At 69.4% G+C, this 18751-nt stretch carries 13 protein-coding genes; 6 read left to right on the top strand and 7 right to left on the bottom strand.

Going from position 1 to position 18751, the window contains the following annotated elements; genetic code table 11:
• From glgB to ABZ412_RS34970, 3 genes are read right to left on the bottom strand one after another with little or no spacing between them, the layout of a single operon-like run.
• Nucleotides 1-2172: a 1,4-alpha-glucan branching protein GlgB gene (gene glgB, locus ABZ412_RS34980; protein ID WP_357289327.1), complete on the bottom strand. Its 2172-nt coding sequence runs from the start codon at nucleotides 2170-2172 to the stop codon at nucleotides 1-3.
• Complete coding sequence (locus ABZ412_RS34975) at nucleotides 2169-4172, bottom strand: alpha-1,4-glucan--maltose-1-phosphate maltosyltransferase (RefSeq protein ID WP_357289324.1); 2004 nt, start codon at nucleotides 4170-4172, stop codon at nucleotides 2169-2171. The genes glgB and ABZ412_RS34975 overlap by 4 nt, the downstream gene beginning before the upstream one ends.
• A 22-nt stretch (nucleotides 4173-4194) precedes the next feature.
• Nucleotides 4195-4845: a PaaI family thioesterase gene (locus tag ABZ412_RS34970; protein WP_357289321.1), complete on the bottom strand. Its 651-nt coding sequence runs from the start codon at nucleotides 4843-4845 to the stop codon at nucleotides 4195-4197.
• 211 nt (nucleotides 4846-5056) lie between these two features.
• Between ABZ412_RS34970 and glgP the strand changes: the two genes are divergently transcribed.
• A complete protein-coding gene (glgP, locus tag ABZ412_RS34965) occupies nucleotides 5057-7630 on the top strand; it encodes an alpha-glucan family phosphorylase (protein ID WP_357289318.1) in 2574 nt (857 codons plus the stop codon).
• A gap of 6 nt (nucleotides 7631-7636) precedes the next feature.
• On the opposite strand, the gene ABZ412_RS34960 is transcribed toward glgP, so the two are convergent.
• Nucleotides 7637-9691, bottom strand: coding sequence for an AMP-binding protein (locus ABZ412_RS34960; protein ID WP_357289315.1), 2055 nt, complete (start codon nucleotides 9689-9691; stop codon nucleotides 7637-7639).
• 269 nt (nucleotides 9692-9960) lie between these two features.
• On the opposite strand from ABZ412_RS34960, the gene ABZ412_RS34955 reads away from it, so the two are divergent.
• Together ABZ412_RS34955 and ABZ412_RS34950 are read left to right on the top strand one after the other, a co-directional pair.
• Nucleotides 9961-11328 carry an NCS2 family permease gene (locus ABZ412_RS34955; protein WP_357289312.1) on the top strand — a complete coding sequence of 456 codons (1368 nt, stop codon included), beginning with the start codon at nucleotides 9961-9963 and terminating at the stop codon, nucleotides 11326-11328.
• Nucleotides 11329-11481: 153 nt separating this feature from the next.
• Nucleotides 11482-11988: a DoxX family protein gene (locus ABZ412_RS34950; protein ID WP_357289309.1), complete on the top strand. Its 507-nt coding sequence runs from the start codon at nucleotides 11482-11484 to the stop codon at nucleotides 11986-11988.
• Nucleotides 11989-12149: 161 nt separating this feature from the next.
• Here the strand turns inward: ABZ412_RS34950 and ABZ412_RS34945 are convergent, their stop codons facing one another.
• The 3 genes from ABZ412_RS34945 to ABZ412_RS34935 all read right to left on the bottom strand — a co-directional run bounded on the left by ABZ412_RS34945 (nucleotide 12150) and on the right by ABZ412_RS34935 (nucleotide 16296).
• A complete protein-coding gene (locus ABZ412_RS34945) occupies nucleotides 12150-14195 on the bottom strand; it encodes an ATP-dependent DNA helicase (RefSeq protein ID WP_357289306.1) in 2046 nt (681 codons plus the stop codon).
• A gap of 91 nt (nucleotides 14196-14286) precedes the next feature.
• Nucleotides 14287-14853, bottom strand: a complete 567-nt coding sequence (locus ABZ412_RS34940; RefSeq protein WP_357289303.1) for a nicotinamidase — start codon at nucleotides 14851-14853, stop codon at nucleotides 14287-14289.
• A 129-nt stretch (nucleotides 14854-14982) separates the two neighbouring features.
• Entirely contained in the window at nucleotides 14983-16296 is a 1314-nt protein-coding gene (locus ABZ412_RS34935; RefSeq protein ID WP_357289300.1) for a nicotinate phosphoribosyltransferase, read from the bottom strand.
• 256 nt (nucleotides 16297-16552) lie between these two features.
• Between ABZ412_RS34935 and clpS the strand changes: the two genes are divergently transcribed.
• From clpS to ABZ412_RS34920, 3 genes are all read left to right on the top strand, one after another.
• Nucleotides 16553-16879, top strand: a complete 327-nt coding sequence (gene clpS, locus ABZ412_RS34930; RefSeq protein ID WP_357098650.1) for an ATP-dependent Clp protease adapter ClpS — start codon at nucleotides 16553-16555, stop codon at nucleotides 16877-16879.
• Between the two features lie 22 nt (nucleotides 16880-16901).
• The gene (locus ABZ412_RS34925) at nucleotides 16902-17471 is read left to right on the top strand and encodes a DUF2017 domain-containing protein (protein ID WP_357289297.1); all 570 of its coding nucleotides are present in this window, start codon (nucleotides 16902-16904) and stop codon (nucleotides 17469-17471) included.
• 176 nt (nucleotides 17472-17647) lie between these two features.
• On the top strand, nucleotides 17648-18709 hold the full coding sequence (locus ABZ412_RS34920; RefSeq protein WP_357289295.1) for a P1 family peptidase: 1062 nt from the start codon (nucleotides 17648-17650) through the stop codon (nucleotides 18707-18709).
• Nucleotides 18710-18751 lie beyond the last annotated feature (42 nt).

Here is an 18751-nt window from a genome sequence, read left to right as displayed (position 1 = left end):
TCAGTCGCGCGTGGCAGGTGGCGTGGTCGAGAGCCAGATCGCGCTGTGCGGCGGCAGGGTGAGGGCGGCCGACACCGGGCGGCCGTGCCACGGCTGCTGTTCGGCCGGGATCGGCCCGCCGGCGCCCGCGCCGCTGCCGCCGTAAGCGACCGCGTCGGTATTGAGCACCTCGTACCACGAAACCTGTTCGCACTCCGGCAATCCGATGCGGTAGCCGCTGAGCTGCCGCCCGGAGAAGTTGTACACGCAGGCGAGGATCGACCCGTCGGTCCCGTACCGCAGGAACGACAGCACATTGTTGTCGCGGTCGTCGGCGTCGATCCAGGCGTACCCGCCCGGCGAGGTGTCCTGACTCCACAGCGCCGGATTCGCGACGTAGAGCCGGTTGAGGTCGCCGACCAGGGCCTGGATGCCGCGGTGCAGCGGGTTCTCCAGCTCCTGCCAGTCCAGTCCGCGGTCGTGGTCCCATTCCCGGAACTGGCCGAAGTCCTGGCCCATGAACAGCAACTGCTTGCCCGGGTGCGCCCACAGGTAGGCGAGCAGCGCCCGCACCCCGCCCGCCTTGGCGTAGTCGTCGCCGGGCATGCGGGTCCACAGCGTGCCCTTGCCGTAGACGACCTCGTCGTGGCTGATCGGCAGCAGGTAGTTCTCGCTCCAGGCGTAGGTGAGGGAGAAGGTGACCTCGTTGTGGTGCCAGCTGCGGTGCACGGGATCGCGGGCCAGGTAGCCGAGGGTGTCGTGCATCCAGCCCATGTTCCATTTCATGGTGAAGCCGAGCCCGCCGACCTCGGTGGGGCGGGTGACGCCGGGCCAGGTGGTGGATTCCTCGGCGATGGTCAGCACGCCCGGATGATGCTTGTGCACGGTGGCGTTCATCTCCTGGAGGAAGGCGACGGCCTCCAGGTTCTCGCGCCCGCCGTGGATGTTCGGTTCCCAGTCCGGGCGCGAATAGTCCAGGTAGAGCATGGCGGCGACGGCGTCCACACGCAGGCCGTCGAGGTGGAATTCCTCGATCCAGTAGAGCGCGTTGGCGACCAGGAAGTTGCGGACCTCGTGGCGGCCGAAGTTGAAAACGTAGGTGCCCCAGTCGAGTTGCTCGCCGCGGCGCGGGTCGGCGTGCTCGTAGAGGGCGGTGCCGTCGAAGCGGGCCAGTGCCCACTCGTCGCGCGGGAAGTGCGCGGGCACCCAGTCCAGGAGCACGCCGATGCCCTTGCGGTGCAGGTGATCCACGAGGAAACGGAAGTCGTCGGGGCGGCCGAAGCGGGCGGTCGGCGCGAAGTAGGACGTGACCTGATAACCCCACGAACCGCCGAAGGGGTGCTCGGCCACGGGTAGCAGTTCCACGTGGGTGAAGCCCTGGGCGAGAACGTATTCGGCGAGCTGCTCGGCGATCTCGCGATAGTCGAGACCCGGCCGCCAGGAGCCGAGGTGCACCTCGTAGATGCTGATCGGCGCACGCAGCGGGTCGGTGCGGGCGCGTTCCCGCAGCCATTCCCCATCGCACCAGGTGAATTCGCTCGCCGTGATCACCGAGGCGGTGGCGGGCGGCACCTCGGTGGCGAAGGCCATGGGGTCGGCGTGATCGACCACGCGCCCATCCGCCCCGTGCACCCGGTACTTGTAGAGCGCCCCGGGCCCGATGCCGGGCAGGAACACCTCCCACACGCCCGAATCGCCGAGTCTGCGCATGGGCGCGGTGTTTCCGCTCCAGCCGTCGAAGTCCCCGATCACGGCGACACCGCGCGCGTTGGGCGCCCACACCGCGAACGCGGTGCCCGTCACCTCGCCGTCGAAGGAGGGATAGGACTGGGGATGCGCGCCGAGCACCTCCCACAGTCGCTCGTGACGGCCCTCCCCGAGCAGGTGCAGGTCGACGTCGCCGAGGGTGGGCAGGAAGCGGTAGCCGTCGGCCTCGACCACGGTGCGCCCGCCCGGATAGGAGGCGACGATGTGGTAGTCCCACAGCTCCGGGAACGGCAGCACGGCCTCGAACACCCCGTGATCCCGGTGCGTCAGTGGATGATCCACCTCGCCGACGCGGGCCGCGACCGCGTCCGCGTGCGGGCGCAGCACCCGGATGACCGTGCCGTCCGGATGCGGGTGGGCCCCCAGCACGGTGTGCGGATCGGGATGCGTGCCCGCCGCCAGCAGCAGGAGGTCACGCCGGTTCATCGGAACGATCTGCGATAGGCGAGTTCGGTGCGCGCGGCGGCTGGGACCGGCGGCAGGGTGAGGATGTGGGCGGCCGCGCGATGCGGGTCCAGACGCACGTAATTGCTCTGGCCCCAGTGGTATTCCTCGCCGGTGATCTCGTCGGTCACCACCGGCCGGTCGTGCCATTCGCGGCCGATGGCGGGCAGGTCCAGCGACACCATGCCGTGTTCGGTCCCGAACGGGTTCAGGTTCACCACGACGAGCACCGCGTCACCGGTGGTCGGATCCATTTTCGAGAACGCCAGGATCGCGTCGTTGTCCACGTGGTGGAAGTGGATGCAGCGCACCTGCCGCAGCGCCGGGTGCGCGCGCCGGATCTCGTTGAGCCGGGTCAGCCACGGTTCCAGGGATTCCCCGCGCGCGGCCGCGGCGGCGAAATGCCGTGGGCGCAGCTGGTATTTCTCGGAGTCGAGATATTCCTCACTGCCGGGCCGCGCCGCCTGGTGCTCGTACAGTTCGAAGCCGGAGTACACGCCCCAGGTCGCGCCGAGGGTGGCGGCCAGCACGGCCCGGATCGCGAACATGCCGGGCCCGCCGTGCTGCAGGCTCTCGTGCAGGATGTCGGGGGTGTTCACGAACAGGTTGGCGCGCGCCTCGTCGGCCTTGGCGGCGAGTTCCCGCCCGAACTCCTCGAGCTCGTGCTTGTGGGTGCGCCAGGTGAAATATGTATAGGACTGGGTGAATCCGCGGCGCGCCAGCCCGTACATGCGGGCCGGTCTGGTGAACGCCTCGGACAGGAAGATGATCTCCGGGTGCTTCTTGTGCACCGCGGCGATCAGCCATTCCCAGAAGTCGGCGGGCTTGGTGTGCGGGTTGTCGACCCGGAAGATGGTGACGCCCAGTCCGATCCAGTGCCGGACCACGCGCAGCACCTCGGCGTAGAGGCCGTCGGGGTCGTCGTCGAAGTTGAGCGGGTAGATGTCCTGGTACTTCTTGGGCGGATTCTCCGCGTAGGCGATGGTGCCGTCGGGCAGGGTGATGAACCATTCCGGATGCGCGGTCACCCACGGGTGATCGGGCGCGCACTGCAACGCCAGGTCGAGCGCCACCTCCAATCCCAGTTCCCGGGCGGCCGTGACGAAGTCGACGAAGTCGGCCTCGGTGCCCAGCCGCGGGTGGATGGCGTCGTGGCCGCCCTCGTCGGAGCCGATGGCCCACGGCGAGCCCACATCCTCGGGGCCCGCGGTCAGGGAATTATTGGGCCCCTTGCGGTTCACCTTGCCGATCGGGTGGATCGGCGGCAGGTACACCACGTCGAACCCCATGGCGGCGATGCGCGGCAGATCCTTGGCGGCGGTGGCGAAGGTGCCGTGCACCGGCGTGCCCGCGGCGTCCCAGCCGCCGGTGGAGCGCGGGAAGAATTCGTACCAGGACCCGTACAGCGCCCGCTGCCGGTCCACCTGCACGGTGTGCAGCGGCCCGTGGGTCACCAACTCCCGCAACGGGGTTGCCCGCAGGATCTCGCCGACCTCGGCGCCGAAGGCGGGCGCCACGCGCGCGGGCAGCTGGGCGTCGCTGCGCAGGGCGGCGGCCGCGGCGCGCAGGATCTGCCACTGCTGCTTCGGCACCGCGAGCGCGGCCCGGTCCAGCAGGCGCGCCCCGAGCTCCAGGTCGTTGGCCAGGTCGACGGCGCTCTGCCCGACGGCCAGCTTGGCCTCGACGCCGGAACGCCAGGTGGCGATGGGATCGCCCCAGCCCTCGACGCGGAAGGTCCAGCGGCCGGGCGTACTCGGGGTGAACACCGCGTTGAACACGTCCGGCTCGTATTCCGGGCTCATGCGAATACGTTGCGTGCGTGCCGAACCCGGGCCCTGCACCGCGAGGGTCGCGGCCACGGCCTCGTGTCCCTCGCGCCAGACCACGGCCCGGACCGGGACCACCTCGCCCACCACGGCCTTCGACGGCCGGCCGCCGGGGATCGCGGGGGCGGTGTCATCGATGGCGATGCGGCCGGTCACGCCTTCGAACTTACCGGAGCGACTACTGCTGGCCCGGCTTGAGGAGCAGGAACAGGCCGTGCGCCTCGGCACACAGCCGGTCGCCGTCGTGCAGGGTGGCGCGCACGAACACCTTGCGGCCCTCCTGCCGCTCCACCCAGCCGTGCACCCTCAGCTCGGTGTTCAGCGGCGTGATGGACCGGTAGTCGACGTGCAGGAAAGCGGTGCGGGTGACCGCGCGCGTGTTCAACGCCACGGTCATGCCGAGCAGGTCGTCGAAGCCCAGCGCGATGTGGCCGCCGTGCGCGGCCGCATTGCCGCCCAGGTGGAAGGTGCGGAAGGTGATGCGCGCGTGCACGCCCTCGGCGCTCGCGTCGTCGATCAGGAACGGCGGCAGGGTGATATTGCCGCGCGCCGGCAGGTCGTTGCGGTGCCAGGCGGGCGCGTCCCACTCGTCGCCGACCGCGGAGTCGAGCTTGGCGTTGAGTTCCTTCAGCGTGGCGATGGCCTCGAGGGCGACCTCGTCGGTCGGGGAGGCGAGCCGGACCCGGTCCATCAGCCCGCGCACCTGCTCGATGAACTCCCCGTAGTGCGGCCCACCCCGGCTGGCGTCCCGGCCGAGGGTCTGGATCGGCCGAAACCCGCCCTCATGGTGCTCTTCGGGGGCCAGTTCCTCGACCTGCTGCTCGCTCATTCGAAACACGTTATCGGTTGCTTACCGGATGCCCCCCGCTGGGATGCCGCTGACCAGCATCAGACCCGCCCCTGAGGTTCGCGGCCGTCTCGTTCTGGACTTGCGCTCCGCCTCCCCGCGCTTGGAACGGGGGAGCGAAGCGGAGGAGGGAAGAACGAGACTTCGGGGCCGCGAACCCGCCCGGAGCGAAGCGGAGGGCAGAATAAGCACGGTGAAGGCATTGCGTCGATTCACCGTTCGTGCCCATTTGCCGGAGCGGTTGGCTGCTCTGACGGAGTTGGCGACCAATCTGCGCTGGTCGTGGCATGGGCCCACGCAGGACGTGTTCGCGGAGCTGGATCCCCGGCTATGGGTCGAGGTCGGGAACGATCCGGTGCGGATGCTGGGGGAGGTGCCCGCCGAACGGCTCGACGAACTGGCCGTGGACGAGGCCTACACGCGGCGTGTGGATGCCGCCGCCGAGGACCTGCGCGACTATCTGGCCCGGCCGCGCTGGTTCCAGACGCAGCAGAGCGGGCCGCGCGGGATCGCCTACTTCTCGATGGAGTTCGGTGTCACCGAGGTCCTGCCCAACTACTCCGGTGGCCTGGGGATCCTGGCGGGCGATCACCTCAAGGCCGCCTCCGATCTGGGGCTGCCGCTGATCGGTGTCGGATTGCTGTACCGCTCCGGCTATTTCCGGCAGTCGCTGACCGCCGACGGCTGGCAGGCCGAGCACTATCCGGCGCTGGACCCGATGGGCCTGCCGCTGCGGCTGCTCACCGACGGGGACTCCGGCGCGCCCGTGCTCATCCACGTGTCCATGCCGGAGGGCCGGGTGCTGCGTGCCCGGGTGTGGATCGCCCAGGTCGGCCGGATCCCGCTGCTGCTGCTCGACTCCGACATCGCCGAGAACGATCCGGAACTGCGGGCCGTCACCGACCGCCTCTACGGCGGTGACCAGGACCACCGCATCAAACAGGAGATCCTGGCCGGGATCGGCGGCGTGCGCGCGGTGCGCGCCTATACCCGCGCCAACGGCCTGCCCGATCCGGACGTCTTCCACATGAACGAGGGCCACGCCGGTTTCCTCGGCATCGAACGCATCCGCGAATTCATGGTCGCCGGAATGGATTTCGACACCGCGCTGACCGCGGTCCGGGCGGGCACCGTCTTCACCACCCACACCCCGGTGCCCGCGGGCATCGACCGTTTCGCGAGCGCGCTGGTGCGCCGCTACTTCGGCGGCGCGCACGGCGAACGCGAATCCCCAGTGCTGCCGGGTGTTTCGGTGGACCGCATCCTCGCCATGGGCCGCGAGGCCGATCCGTCGGTGTTCAACATGGCCCACCTGGGTCTGCGACTCGCCCAGCGCGCCAACGGCGTGTCGAAGCTGCACGGTGAGGTCAGCCGCGCCATGTTCGCGCCGCTGTGGCCGGGCTTCGATGCCGCCGAGGTGCCGATCGGCTCGATCACCAACGGCGTGCACGCCCCCACCTGGGCCGCGCGCGAGTGGATCGACAAGGCCCGCGAGCTGATCGGCGACGAACTGGTCGAGGAGGCCCGCGGCTGGGAACGGCTCTGCGACGTGGACCTGCACGAACTGTGGTCCACCCGCAATGCCCTGCGCGGTGTCCTGGTCGACGAGGTGCGCCGCCGGTTGCGCGCCTCCTGGCTCGACCGCGGCGCGGCCCCGGCCGAGCTCGGCTGGGTCGACGAGGTTTTCGACCCGCGCGTGCTGACCGTCGGCTTCGCCCGCCGCGTCCCCACCTACAAGCGGCTCACCCTCATGCTGCGCGACCCGGACCGGCTGCGCGCCCTGCTGCTCGACCCGGAACGCCCGGTGCAGCTGGTGGTGGCGGGCAAGTCCCATCCCGCCGACGAGGGCGGCAAGGCGCTGATCCAGCAGATCGTCCGGTTCGCCGACGATCCGGCGGTGCGGCACCGCATCGTCTTCCTGCCCGACTACGACATCTCCATGGCCCGCTACCTGTACTGGGGCTGCGATGTCTGGCTCAACAATCCGCTGCGCCCGCTCGAGGCGTGCGGCACCTCCGGTATGAAGTCCGCCCTCAACGGCGGCCTCAACCTGTCCATCAAGGACGGCTGGTGGGACGAGATGTGCGACGGCGAGAACGGCTGGTCCATCCCGACCGCCGACGGCGTCCGCGACGAGCACCGCCGCGACGACCTGGAGGCGTCGGCGCTCTACGAACTGCTGGAACGCGCTGTGCTGCCGCGCTTCTACGACCGCGACCACGACGACCTGCCGGTGCGCTGGATGGAGATGGTCCGCCACACCCTGCGAACCCTGGGCCCGAAGGTGCTGGCCTCGCGCATGGTCCGCGACTACGCCGTCGACTACTACGCGCCCGCCGCCGCGGCCTTCGGCGCGGTGTCGGCCGACGACTTCAAGGGCGCGCAGGACCTGTCGGTGTACCGCCGCCGCGTCGAATCCGCCTGGCCCACCGTGAAAGTCCTGCAGGTGGACAGTGCCGGGCTGCCCGACATCCCGGTCATCGGTGCGGAACTGGACCTGCGGGCCCGCATCGACCTCGGCGGCCTGACCCCCGCCGACGTCAGCGTGCAGGCGGTCCTGGGCCGGGTCTCACCCAGCGACGACCTCACCGACGTCCACAGCGTCACCATGCACCACGCCGGAAATGATTCCGGCGCGGACGTTTTCACCATCCGGACGCCGGTGCCGATCTCCGGTGCGGTCGGCTACACCATCCGCATCCTGCCGCACCATCCGCTGCTGGCCTCGGACGCGGAACTGGGCCTGATCGCCTCGCCGAGCCCGTAGTCGCGCTCAGGCGGGCGCGATCAGCGTCCGCTTGAGAATCTTCCCGGTCGTATTGCGCGGCAACGCCTCCAGGAAGGTGACGTCGCGCGGCACCGAGAAGCGGCTCACCCGGTGCCGGATGTAATTGCGCACCATCTCCGAGTCCAGCCCGGAGCCGGGGCGCGGCACCACGAAAGCCGCCAGGCGCTGGCCGAATTCGTGATCCGGCACGCCCACCACCGCCACCTCGCTCACCTGCGGCAGATGCGACAGCGCTTCCTCCACCGCGCGCGGGAAGACGTTCTCGCCGCCGGAGATGATCATCTCGTCGTCGCGGCCGGCCACGAACAGCTTGCCGGAGGCGTCGAGATAGCCGATATCGCCGGTGTCGAGCATGCCGTCGGCCTCGTCGGGCGGGGTGGCGTCGGTGTAGCCGTCGAAGAGCATGTGATTGCCGACGAAGATGCGGCCCGTCGCACCCACCGGCACCGGCCGCCGATCCGGGCCCAGCACGGCCAGTCTCGTGCCCAGCGGCGGACGGCCCGCGGTGGTGGGGGACACCCGCAGATCCGCGGAGTCGGCGATGGACGCCCACGACACCTCGGTGGAGCCGTACACGTTGTAGAGGATCTCGCCGAAGGTGTCGAGGAAGCGCAGCACCGTCGCACCGTCCAGCGGCGCACCGCAACTGGCGACGATGCGCAGGCTCGACAGGTCGTAGCGGGCGCGCACCGCCTCGGGCAGATCCAGGATCCGATTCACCATGATCGGCACCACCACCAGGGCCGTCACCTTGTGCTCGGCCACCCGGCGCAGCGTGTCCTCGGCATCGAAATGATCGCCGAGCAGCACCGTCGCCCGTATCGCCGTCGACATCTGCAGCGCCCCGAGCCCCCAGGTGTGGAACAGCGGGGCCGGGATGAACATGGTCTCGTTGGTGTCGAACGGGATTCGCGACAGCAGCGCGGCCACCGTCCCGAATCCCTTGGGGTGCGGCCGCCGGGCACCCTTGGGCGTCCCGCTGGTGCCGGAGGTGAGCACCACCAGCCGGCCCGGTCGCGGCGCCTTGCGCGGCGGATCCTGACGCATGGCGATCAGGTCCTCGATGCTGGTGCGGCCCGCGTCCGGCGGGGCGTCGTCGGTGGTGAAGCGGGGGACGTCGGCGGGCACGTGGCGCACCAGATCCTCGAACTCGGTGTCGGAGAACAGCGCCGACAGCCGGTGCCGCTGCACGATCTCCTCGATCTGCCGCGCGGGCAGACCGGTATTGAGCAGCACCGCGTCCGCGCCTGACTTGCCCGCCGCGACCATGCACTCGACCATGCCGGTGTGGTTGCGGCACAGCAGCCCGATCGACGTGCCCGGGCCGAAGCCGAGCGAGGTGAACGCGCCCGCGAGTGCGCTACTGCGCGCGTGCAATTGGTCGAAGGTGCTCGAGTACCGGTCGTCGATCACCGCCGCCCGGCGCGGGGAGTGCGCGGCCGCCGCCGCGTATCCGCCGCCCAGGCTGAACCCCCACTTGGCCAGGCCGCCGATCTGCCGCAGGCCCACATCGGGGCGATAGGTGCGCACCACGCCGGAGCTCACCATCTGCCGGACCACCCCGGCCTGCAACTTCATTCGGGAATCCTCGGCATTGACGATGCGGGCCGTCGGCGCGCCCTGGATCAGCTCGGCCACCCGTTTCAGCCCGGCCTGCGTCCAGGCCACCACCGCCGCGTTCGGGAGCTGGGTGAGCAGCGGATGCACGGGCGCGGCCTTGAAATAGGTGACGTAGATCCGGGTGTGCCCGGCGTCGCCGCGCAGCCGGATCGTCGCGAAGCTGCCGTGTTCGGAGTAATGCAGTTCGAAACCCTCGCCCGCGCGGGTGATGTGCATGTGGATGCGCACCACCCGGATCTCGGTGCCCGCGCCGCCTACTCGCAAATTCCACGCGGGGTGTGCATCGACGGTGTCGACGGGCTCGCAGGCGCCGATTCCGGGAAATAGCCGGGGGTAGGTCTGCGGGTCGATCAGGACGTCCCAGAGCGATTGGCGGTCGATCGCGAACTCCGCGACCGCGTCGATGACATCGGTTACCACTGGCGTACAACTTCTGCCTGGCCGGTTCCCCTGATCAACCCCGGCGGATTACGTATTTGTAACGTCCCAGACAATGGCGGTCAAGGATCTCTAATTACCGGCCGGTAATCAGTTTATTTGCGGATCAATTGCGCTGGTCGTCAGTGGAAACCAATGCTCTGGCAGGTGGGATTGCCCACAGTTCGCCTGGGCGGTGAGCGAACCGACCCGTCCGACCAACTAGCGTGGCCACCAGCCTATGTCCTCCGGCCGACTGGAGATCCCCACCTATGACCACCGACGTCCTCACGCGCACCAAGGGGCGCGTCGACCGGTACTTCGGCATCAGCGAACACGGTTCCACCCTCAAGCGCGAGCTGATGGCCGGCACCGTCACCTTCCTGGCCATGTCCTACGTGCTCGCGGTCAACCCGCGCATCCTCGGCGACGGCCCCGGCGGCGATCTCCACGACAAGGGCATGCCGGTCCAGGCCGTGTTCACCGCGACCGCGGTCGCCGCCATCTTCGGCACCCTGGTCATGGGTCTGTGGGCCAAGTACCCGGTCGCGCTCGCGCCGGGCATGGGCCTCAACGCCTTCTTCGCCTACACCGTCGTGCTGCACATGGGCATTCCGTGGCAGGAGGCGCTGTCGGGCACCTTCCTGTCCGGCGTCATCTTCTTCATCCTCGCGGTGACCAAGGTGCGCGAGAAGATCATCGAAGCCATTCCCATGCAGATGAAACTCGCGGTCGGCGCGGGCATCGGCATGTTCGTGGCCTTCCTCGGCCTCAAGAGCGCCGGGATCGTCACCTCCGATCCGAACACCTTCGTGCACCTGGGCAACTTCCACCACGGCACCACGCTGCTGGCGCTGTTCGGCCTGGTCGCGACGGTCGTCTTCCTGGTGCTCGGCTGGCATGGCGCGGTGCTGTACGGCATTCTCGCCACCACCGTGGTCGGCATGGTGACGGGCCTGGTGAAGCTGCCGGATTCGGTGGCGGCGCTGCCCCACGGACTGGATCAGACCTTCGGCCAGGCCATCATCCACCTGCCGGGCGCGTTCACCGGGCAGATGGTGGTGGTCGTGCTGACCATGCTGTTCGTCGACTTCTTCGACGCCTCCGGCACCCTGATCGGCGTCGCCAACCAGGCCGGGCTGCTGGGCAAGGACGGCAAGCTGGAACGCGCCGGGCAGGCGCTGGCCGCCGACTCGGTCGGCACCGCCGCGGGCGCGGTGATCGGCACCTCGAGCACCACCGCCTACGTGGAATCCACCGCGGGCGTCTCGGCGGGCGGGCGCACCGGCCTGACCGCGGTCGCCACCGCGGGCTGGTTCCTGATCGCGCTGTTCTTCTTCCCGATCTTCGCGGTGTTCGCCGACGTCTCGGCGGTGACCGCGCCCGCGCTCATCGTGGTCGGCGTGCTGATGGCCCGGGCCCTGGGTGAGATCGAGTGGAACAAGCTCGAATTCGCGGTGCCCGCCTTCATCACCGTGATCATCATGCCGCTGACCTACTCCATCGCCAACGGCATCGCCATGGGGCTGCTGTTCTATCCGATCGTCATGATCGCGAAACGGCGTGCGCGCGAGGTGCATCCGATCATGTGGGTGCTGATGGCGGTGTTCCTCTACTACTTCTGGTTCCTGGCCGAGTAGGGAAGGCGAGCTCTAGAGCGAGCCGGGTTTCGGGCGCGAGGCGGAATAGCCTCGCGCCCGCTCTCGTTGGGGACCTGCTGTAGCCTCCGAAGCGGACCACGGTCCGGATATATGACCGGAGTAATGTAGAGAACCGAAAGACGAGGACCCGTCATGACCGCAACCGTGAACGCCACCACCTCCAAGGCTCCGACCGGTATCGACATCGGCCTCGCCATCGTGCGGGTCAGCGTCGGTGGCCTGCTGGCCGTGCACGGCAGTCAGAAGCTGTTCGGCTGGTTCAACGGCTACGGCCTGGACGCCACTGCGGGCTCGTTCGCGAAAATGGGCTACGACCCGGGCAAGTTCTTCGCCACCCTGGCCGGGCTGAGCGAGATGGTCGGCGGTCTGCTGCTGGCGCTGGGCCTGCTGACACCCCTGGCCGCGGCCATCGTGCTGGGCACCATGATCAATGCGGTGAACGTCACCTGGAGCGGCGGCTTCGCGAGATGGGAGCTGCCCGCGGTCTACGCCCTCGTGGCGGTCGCCTTCGCGTTCGCGGGCCCGGGCCGGATCTCGCTCGACGCGGGCCGTCCGTGGCAGCGTCAGGGTCTGGCCTGGGGTGCCGGCGCGATCGCGCTCGGCGTGGTGGCCGCGCTCATCACCCTTGCGGTGAAGTAGCGAAACCCGATCGGAAAGTTTCGGGTCCCCGCGCCGCGTGCAGGGCTTGGCGCGGGGACTACGGACACATCCGATGTGGGAATTGGGGGTTCACCGGCGTATCGAAATCCAATTTACTTCTGCCCGGAAGTAGGAGCTACTCCTGTGAGGGTTCTCACAGGTCATTTCAATTGTGCGACACTATTTGTCAGTCGTTCGAGAGCTTTTGTCACAACTTGGGGATCGGATGTTTCCCAATAAGGTGGTAAAGATGCTCGGAGATAACCGCCATAGCGTGCCGTCGCGAGTCGCGAATCGAGAATTGCGATAACACCGCGATCGTCCACACTGCGCAGCAGGCGGCCCGTGCCCTGCGCCAGCAGCAGCGCCGCGTGATTGGCCGCGATCGACAGAAAGCCATTGCCACCTCGGGATTCGACCGCCCGCTGGCGGGCCACCAGCAGCGGGTCGTCCGGGCGCGGGAACGGAATGCGGTCCAGGATCACCAGACTCAGCGACGGCCCCGGGACATCCACGCCCTGCCATAGCGAAAGTGTTCCGAACAGTGAGGTTTCCGGGTCGTCGGCGAATTTCCGGACAAGTGCGCCGGTCGCGTCGTCACCTTGGCACAACACGGGCGTATCGAGCCGTTCACGCAGAATCTCGGTGGCCGCCTTGGCCGCTCGCATCGATGAGAAAAGCCCGAGCGTGCGCCCGCCCGCCGCGCGAATGAGACGTTCGATCTCGTCCAGGTAGGACTGCGGCAGCCCGTCCCGGCCCGGCGCGGGCAGATGCTTTGCCACATACAGGATTCCGGACTTGGCATGATCGAACGGCGAACCCACGTCCACCGAATTCCAGCGCAGCGCTTTCTCGTCCGAGGGTGCTTCGGCGCCGTTGGCCAGCGCGGGATCCACCACCGCCGACGACTGCGGCGGCAGGCCCCAGGTCACCGCCAGATTGTCGAAGGAACCACCGATCTGCAGGGTCGCCGAGGCCAGCACCACGGTGGCGGTGCCGAACAGGCGGCTGCGCAGCAGACCGCCCACCGACAGCGGGGCCATCTGCAGCGTCCGGCGCGGCACCCCGCGGATCTCCTCCGAGGACAGCCAGACCACATCGCGGTGCGCGGCCGGATCGGCCTCCTCGAAGGTGGTCAACACCCGGACCGCGGCGTCGTGCACCTCCTCCACCGCCGCCAGAGCCTGATTGCGGGCCGCCGCCGACTCCGGATCGGCGGCCTGGCCGCCCTGCGGGGCCAGCGCGGTGCGGGCGTTCCAGGCCGCGTCGCGGATCAGCGCCAGCACCGGGGCCGCGCCGTCGGGCATCCGGTCCCAGCGGCCGGGCTGCAGGTCGTCGAGCAGGCCGTGCCAGGCCTCGGCCGCGCCCTCGAGCCGGTCCACTTCCTGTTCGTCGATGAGCTTGGAACAGCGCTTGGCGGCGGCGCTGATGCCGCCGGTGGACAGTTCGGCGGTGGCCACGCCGGTCACCCGGTCCACCAGTTCGTGCGCCTCGTCCACGACCACCACGTCGTGTTCGGGCAGCACCTGGATGCCGCTGATGGCGTCGATGGCCAGCAGCGCGTGATTGGTCACCACCACATCGGCCTGGGCGGATTCGGCGCGCGCCTTCTCCGCGAAGCAGTCCTGGCCGAACGCGCAGCGGGACTTGCCCACGCATTCGCGGGAGCTGACGCTCACCTGCCGCCACGCGCGATCGGTGACGCCGGGGGTGAGTTCGTCGCGGTCACCGTTCTCGGTGTCGGAGACCCATTCGTTGAGGCGCTGGACCTCGCGGCCCAGCTTCGAGATGGCGAACGCGTCGAACAGTTCCTGCTCCGGCTCGTCCGGAATCGCGCTGTTGATCTTGTTCAGGCACAGATAGTTGTTGCGTCCCTTGAGAATCGCGAACTGCGGCACGCGACCCAGATCCGACGCCAGCGCGTCGGCCAGGCGCGGGAGGTCGCGATCCACCAGCTGACGCTGCAGCGCGATGGTCGCGGTCGACACCACGACGGTGCGCCCGGTCCGCACCGCATGACGCAGACTCGGCACCAGATAGGCGAGGGACTTTCCGGTACCCGTCCCCGCCTGCACCGCGAGGTGTTCACCGGTGTCGATGGCGTGCGCGACCGCGGCGGCCATCGTCTGCTGCCCCTTGCGTTCCTTACCTCCCAACGCCTGTACAGCGGTGGCCAGGAGCTTGGGAACGGCAGGCAGTTCGGGCACGGCGACGAGATTACTGCGCGCTGCCGACAACCCTCGCGCAAACCTCGGCGGGCCGTCCGGCAGGACCGATTTCCGCCGACGACCGGGCGGGTCACTCCAGCGTTCCGGCCAGTTCCACGCCGGATTCACGCAGCGTCTTCAGCGCGGTGTCCAGGGTGTCGGGGGAGACGGCGGCGGTGAGGCCGAGCAGCACCCGGGTGTCGAAGCCCGCCGCGCGGGCGTCCAGGGCCGTCGCGCGGACGCAGTGGTCGGTGGCGATGCCGCAGACGTCGACGGCGTCGATGCCGCGGTCCCGCAGCCAGGCGTCCAGGGCGGTGTCGCCGTCGGTGGCCGTGCCCTCGAAGCCGGAGTAGGCGGCGGTGTAGGCGCCTTTGGAGAAGATCTCCTGGATCGCGGTGGTGTCGAGGGCGGGGTGGAAGTCCGCGCCGGGGGTGCCGACGCGGCAGTGCGGCGGCCAGGTGTCGACGTAGTCGGGTTGCGCGGAGAAGTGGGCGCCCGGGTCGACGTGGAAGTCGCGGGTGGCGACGATCGCGGTGTAGTCGGATACGCCCAGGTATTCGGTGATGCGTTCGGCCACGGCCGCGCCGCCCGCCACGGCCAGCGAGCCGCCCTCGCAGAAGTCGTTCTGGACGTCGACGACGATCAGGGCTCGGCTCATGGACTGCCTCCCGGGGCCAGGGGGAACCACAGCGGTTCGGGTCTCGTATCGCATTGTGCCGCTCGGTCGTCGGCCGGTCCACGCGGCGCGGGCCCGAGTCGGGGGATTCCCGTGAGGCGCGCCGTCGGGTCAGCTCTGGAAGGTCGTCGGGATCGCCGGTTCGCCCGCCGACAGCTTCAGGCCCTCCCACGGAAGACTGATCAGCCCCTTGGCGACCAGTTCGCGGCTCTGGGCCAGGGTCGGCAGGCCGGGGAGCACCTCGCCGTCGCGGACCAGGGGGACCTGGAGGTCGCGGACCTCGAAGCGGTCGGACTCGGGCCGGTCCGAGACGGCCGGGTAGACGATCTCCTCGACCACGGTGCCGGTGTCGCGGGACAGGCGCACGGCGCGCTTGGTGCCGCCGCGAGACTCCTTGTGGGAGCTGCGTTTCGCGACCGGGACGCCCTCCACCTCGACCAGCTTGTAGACCATGCCCGCGGTGGGCGCGCCGGAGCCGGTGACCAGTGAGGTGCCGACGCCGTACACGTCGACCGGTTCGGCGCGCAGCGCGGCGATGGCGTATTCGTCCAGGTCGCCGGACACCACGATGCGGGTGCGGATCGCGCCCAGGGCGTCCAGCTGCTCGCGCACCTGCCGGGCCAGCACGCCCAGATCGCCGGAATCGATACGCACCCCGCCCAATTCGGGTCCGGCCACCTCGATGGCGGTGGCCACGCCGCGGGTGATGTCGAAGGTGTCCACCAGCAGCGTGGTTCCCACGCCCAGGGCCTCGACCTGGCTGCGGAAGGCCGCCGCCTCGTGCGCGCCGTCGCGGCCGCTGTGCAGCAGGGTGAAGGCGTGCGCGCTGGTCCCGGCGCTGGGCACCCCGAAGCTGCGGGCCGCCTCCAGGTTGGAGGTGGCGTCGAAGCCGGCCAGGTAGGCGGCGCGGGCGCTGGCGGGGGCGGCGAGTTCGTGGGTTCGGCGCGAACCCATTTCGATCATGCGGCGGCCCCCGGCCGCGCTGACCATGCGGGCGGCCGCGGCGGCGATGGCGCTGTCGTGGTTGTAGATGGACAGGATCAGGGTTTCCAGCAGTACGCATTCGGCGAAGGTGCCGCGCACGGTGACGATGGGGGAGCCCGGGAAGAACAGCTCGCCCTCGCGATAACCGTCGATCTGTCCGCCGAATCGATAGTCGCGCAACCACTCCAGGGTGCGCTCGTCGAGGAACTTGGCGGCGACCGCGAGTTCGGGCTCCCCGAAACGGAATTCGCCCAGGGCGGCCAGCAAACGCCCGGTCCCCGCGACCACACCGTACCGACGACCATTCGGCAATCGTCTGGCGAACACTTCGAAGGTGCACTGCCGCTGCGCGGAATCGTCGGCCAGCGCCGCCGCCAGCATGGTGAGCTCGTACTGGTCGGTCAGTAGGGCGGTACTGGTCAGTCCGTCAGCGATGATCACGTGGCCAACTCTAAGACGCGGATCGATGGCTGCGACTATCGACAGACCTGCAGTTCGCGGCCCGCCTCGTTCCGGACCGCGGCTCGATCGACCTCCGCCTGGGCGCGGGAGAGCGAAGCGGAGGAGAGAAGAACGAGGTAACAGGGCCGCGAACCGCCCGGAGTGAAGCGGAGGGCATGTGGGGCGCTGCTGTGTTTCATTGGGGTCGAGTCGTACCCTGGTTGATATGGGTCTGTGTAGAGAAGACGTTGTCGAGATGACCGCCGGTTCGGTGGGCGTCGGCGCGACACTGTCGTCGGCACAGGCGACACCGGAGGCCATTGAACACTCCGAGATTCTGGAAGCAGAGGATCGGCCCTGGGTCACCGTCGTATGGGACGATCCGGTCAATCTCATGCACTACGTGACCTACATTTTCCAGAAGCTCTTCGGCTACAGCAAAGGTAAGGCAACCGAGCTGATGCTGAAGGTCCACAACGATGGCAAGGCCGTGGTGTCCGCCGGTTCGCGCGACAAGATGGAGCACGACGTCCAACGGCTGCACGCCGCCGGGCTGTGGGCCACCATGCAACGTGACGAGTGAACAAGGCGACTACGGTGAACCCGTGCGGAAGTGGAGCAGAAAGAACTCCCTGGGCGGGCTGAAGCTGCGTTCGGAAATGGACGCCCACGAGGCGGACGTCCTGCGTTCCCTGGTCGGGGCGGTCACCGGACTGCTGATCGACCGGGCCGAATCGGCCCCCGAGGACGATCTCGCGGCGCTGACCGGGCTACAGCTGGGCAACTCGACCCCGCCCGACGACCCGCGACTGGCCCGGCTGCTGCCGGACTTCCACCGCCCCGAACCCGGTTCCCCCGACGCCGAGCGCGCGGACCTGAACAGCGCTCTGCGCAGCCTGCACGAGCCGGAGATCATCGAATCCAAGGTGGCCGCGGGCCGGGTCGTCCTGGACACCCTGCCCCCGGAGGGCGGCCGCATCGTCATCAATCCCGAACAGGCCGACGCCTGGCTCACCGCCCTCAATGACGTCCGCCTGGCCCTGGGTACGGCCCTCGACATCGACGCCGACACGCCCGAGCATTTCCCGGAGGACGACCCGCGCGGCCCGAGCCTCGAGGTCTACCACTGGCTCACCTGGATACAGGACTCGCTGATCCAGGCGCTCGCGCCGTAGCGGGTCTCCGACCTGGCCGGGAGTGGGCAAAGGCAATTGAACACTGCGTGGTTCGGGGCGCGTCCCGTTCTGGACCGAGTGGAGCGGGGGAGCGGAGGGAGGGAAGAACGAGACCTCCAGCGCCCCGAACCCGCCCGGAGCGAAGCGTAGGGCAAATCAGACACAGAGGATGTGCCGTGAACAGTACTGCGGGACCACGTAATTCGATCACCGATGTCGGTGGGGTGCTGGTCGGCCACCACAGCCTGCTGGATCCGGACGTCACCCTGGGTGAGGGCGCGGCCACCGGCTGCACCGTGGTGCGAGTGCCGGGCGGCGCGGTCGCCGCGGTGGACGTGCGGGGCGGCGGCCCCGGCACCCGCGAGACCGACCTGCTGGATCCGGGAAACACTGTGCGGCAGGCGAATGCGATCCTGCTCACCGGCGGCAGCGCCTACGGCCTGGCCGCGGCCGACGGCGTCATGCGCTGGCTGGAGGAGCATCGGGAGGGCATCCCGATGGATCCCGCCGACCCCTCGCGTGTGGTGCCGATCGTGCCCGGAGCGGTCATCTTCGATCTGCCGGTGGGCGCGTGGAACATCCGGCCCGGCGCGGACGCCGGATTCCTCGCCGCCGACGCCGCGGGAGAAGAGTTCGCGCGCGGTTCGGCCGGTGCGGGCGTGGGCGCGCGGGCCGGGTCGATCAAGGGCGGAATCGGCACGGCCAGTGTGCGTTTCGCCGAAGGCCCGGCCGCGGGCATCACGGTGGGTGCGGTGATCGTGGCCAATCCGGTCGGCTCGGTGTTCGATCCGCGCACCGGATTCCCGTGGGGCGCTGGTACCGACGGTCCCGAGTTCTTCGGGCTGCGCGCACCCACCGCCGCGCAGCTGACCGCCGCCAACGCGCTGGCGGTGAAGGGCACCGTGCTCAACACCACGATCGGCGTGGTCGCCACCGACGCGGCGCTGGATCCGGCGGCGTGCCGCCGTCTGGCCACCACCGCGCACGACGGCCTGGCCCGGGCCATCCGGCCGGCGCATTCCCCGCTGGACGGCGACACCCTGTTCGCGCTGGCCACCGGGACCGCCGAGCAGCAGCCGAATTTCCCACTGCCCCCGGCCTTTCCCGCGGATCTGCTGATCCTGGACCAGCTGTGCACGGCGGCCGCGGTGTGCGTGGAGCGGGCGATTGTGGACGCGATCCTGTCCGCGACGGCGGTGGCGGGCATCCCGACCTACCGCGACCTGTTCGGCGATTGAGGCGACCCGGGCGCCCCCGGGCGCGAGGGTGACCGGCCGCCT

It is taken from the genome of Nocardia sp. NPDC005746, from assembly GCF_040630785.1.
Taxonomy (GTDB): domain Bacteria; phylum Actinomycetota; class Actinomycetes; order Mycobacteriales; family Mycobacteriaceae; genus Nocardia.
The sequence above is the reverse complement of the archived record's forward strand: the minus strand, read 5'-3'. Positions and strand labels throughout refer to the sequence as shown.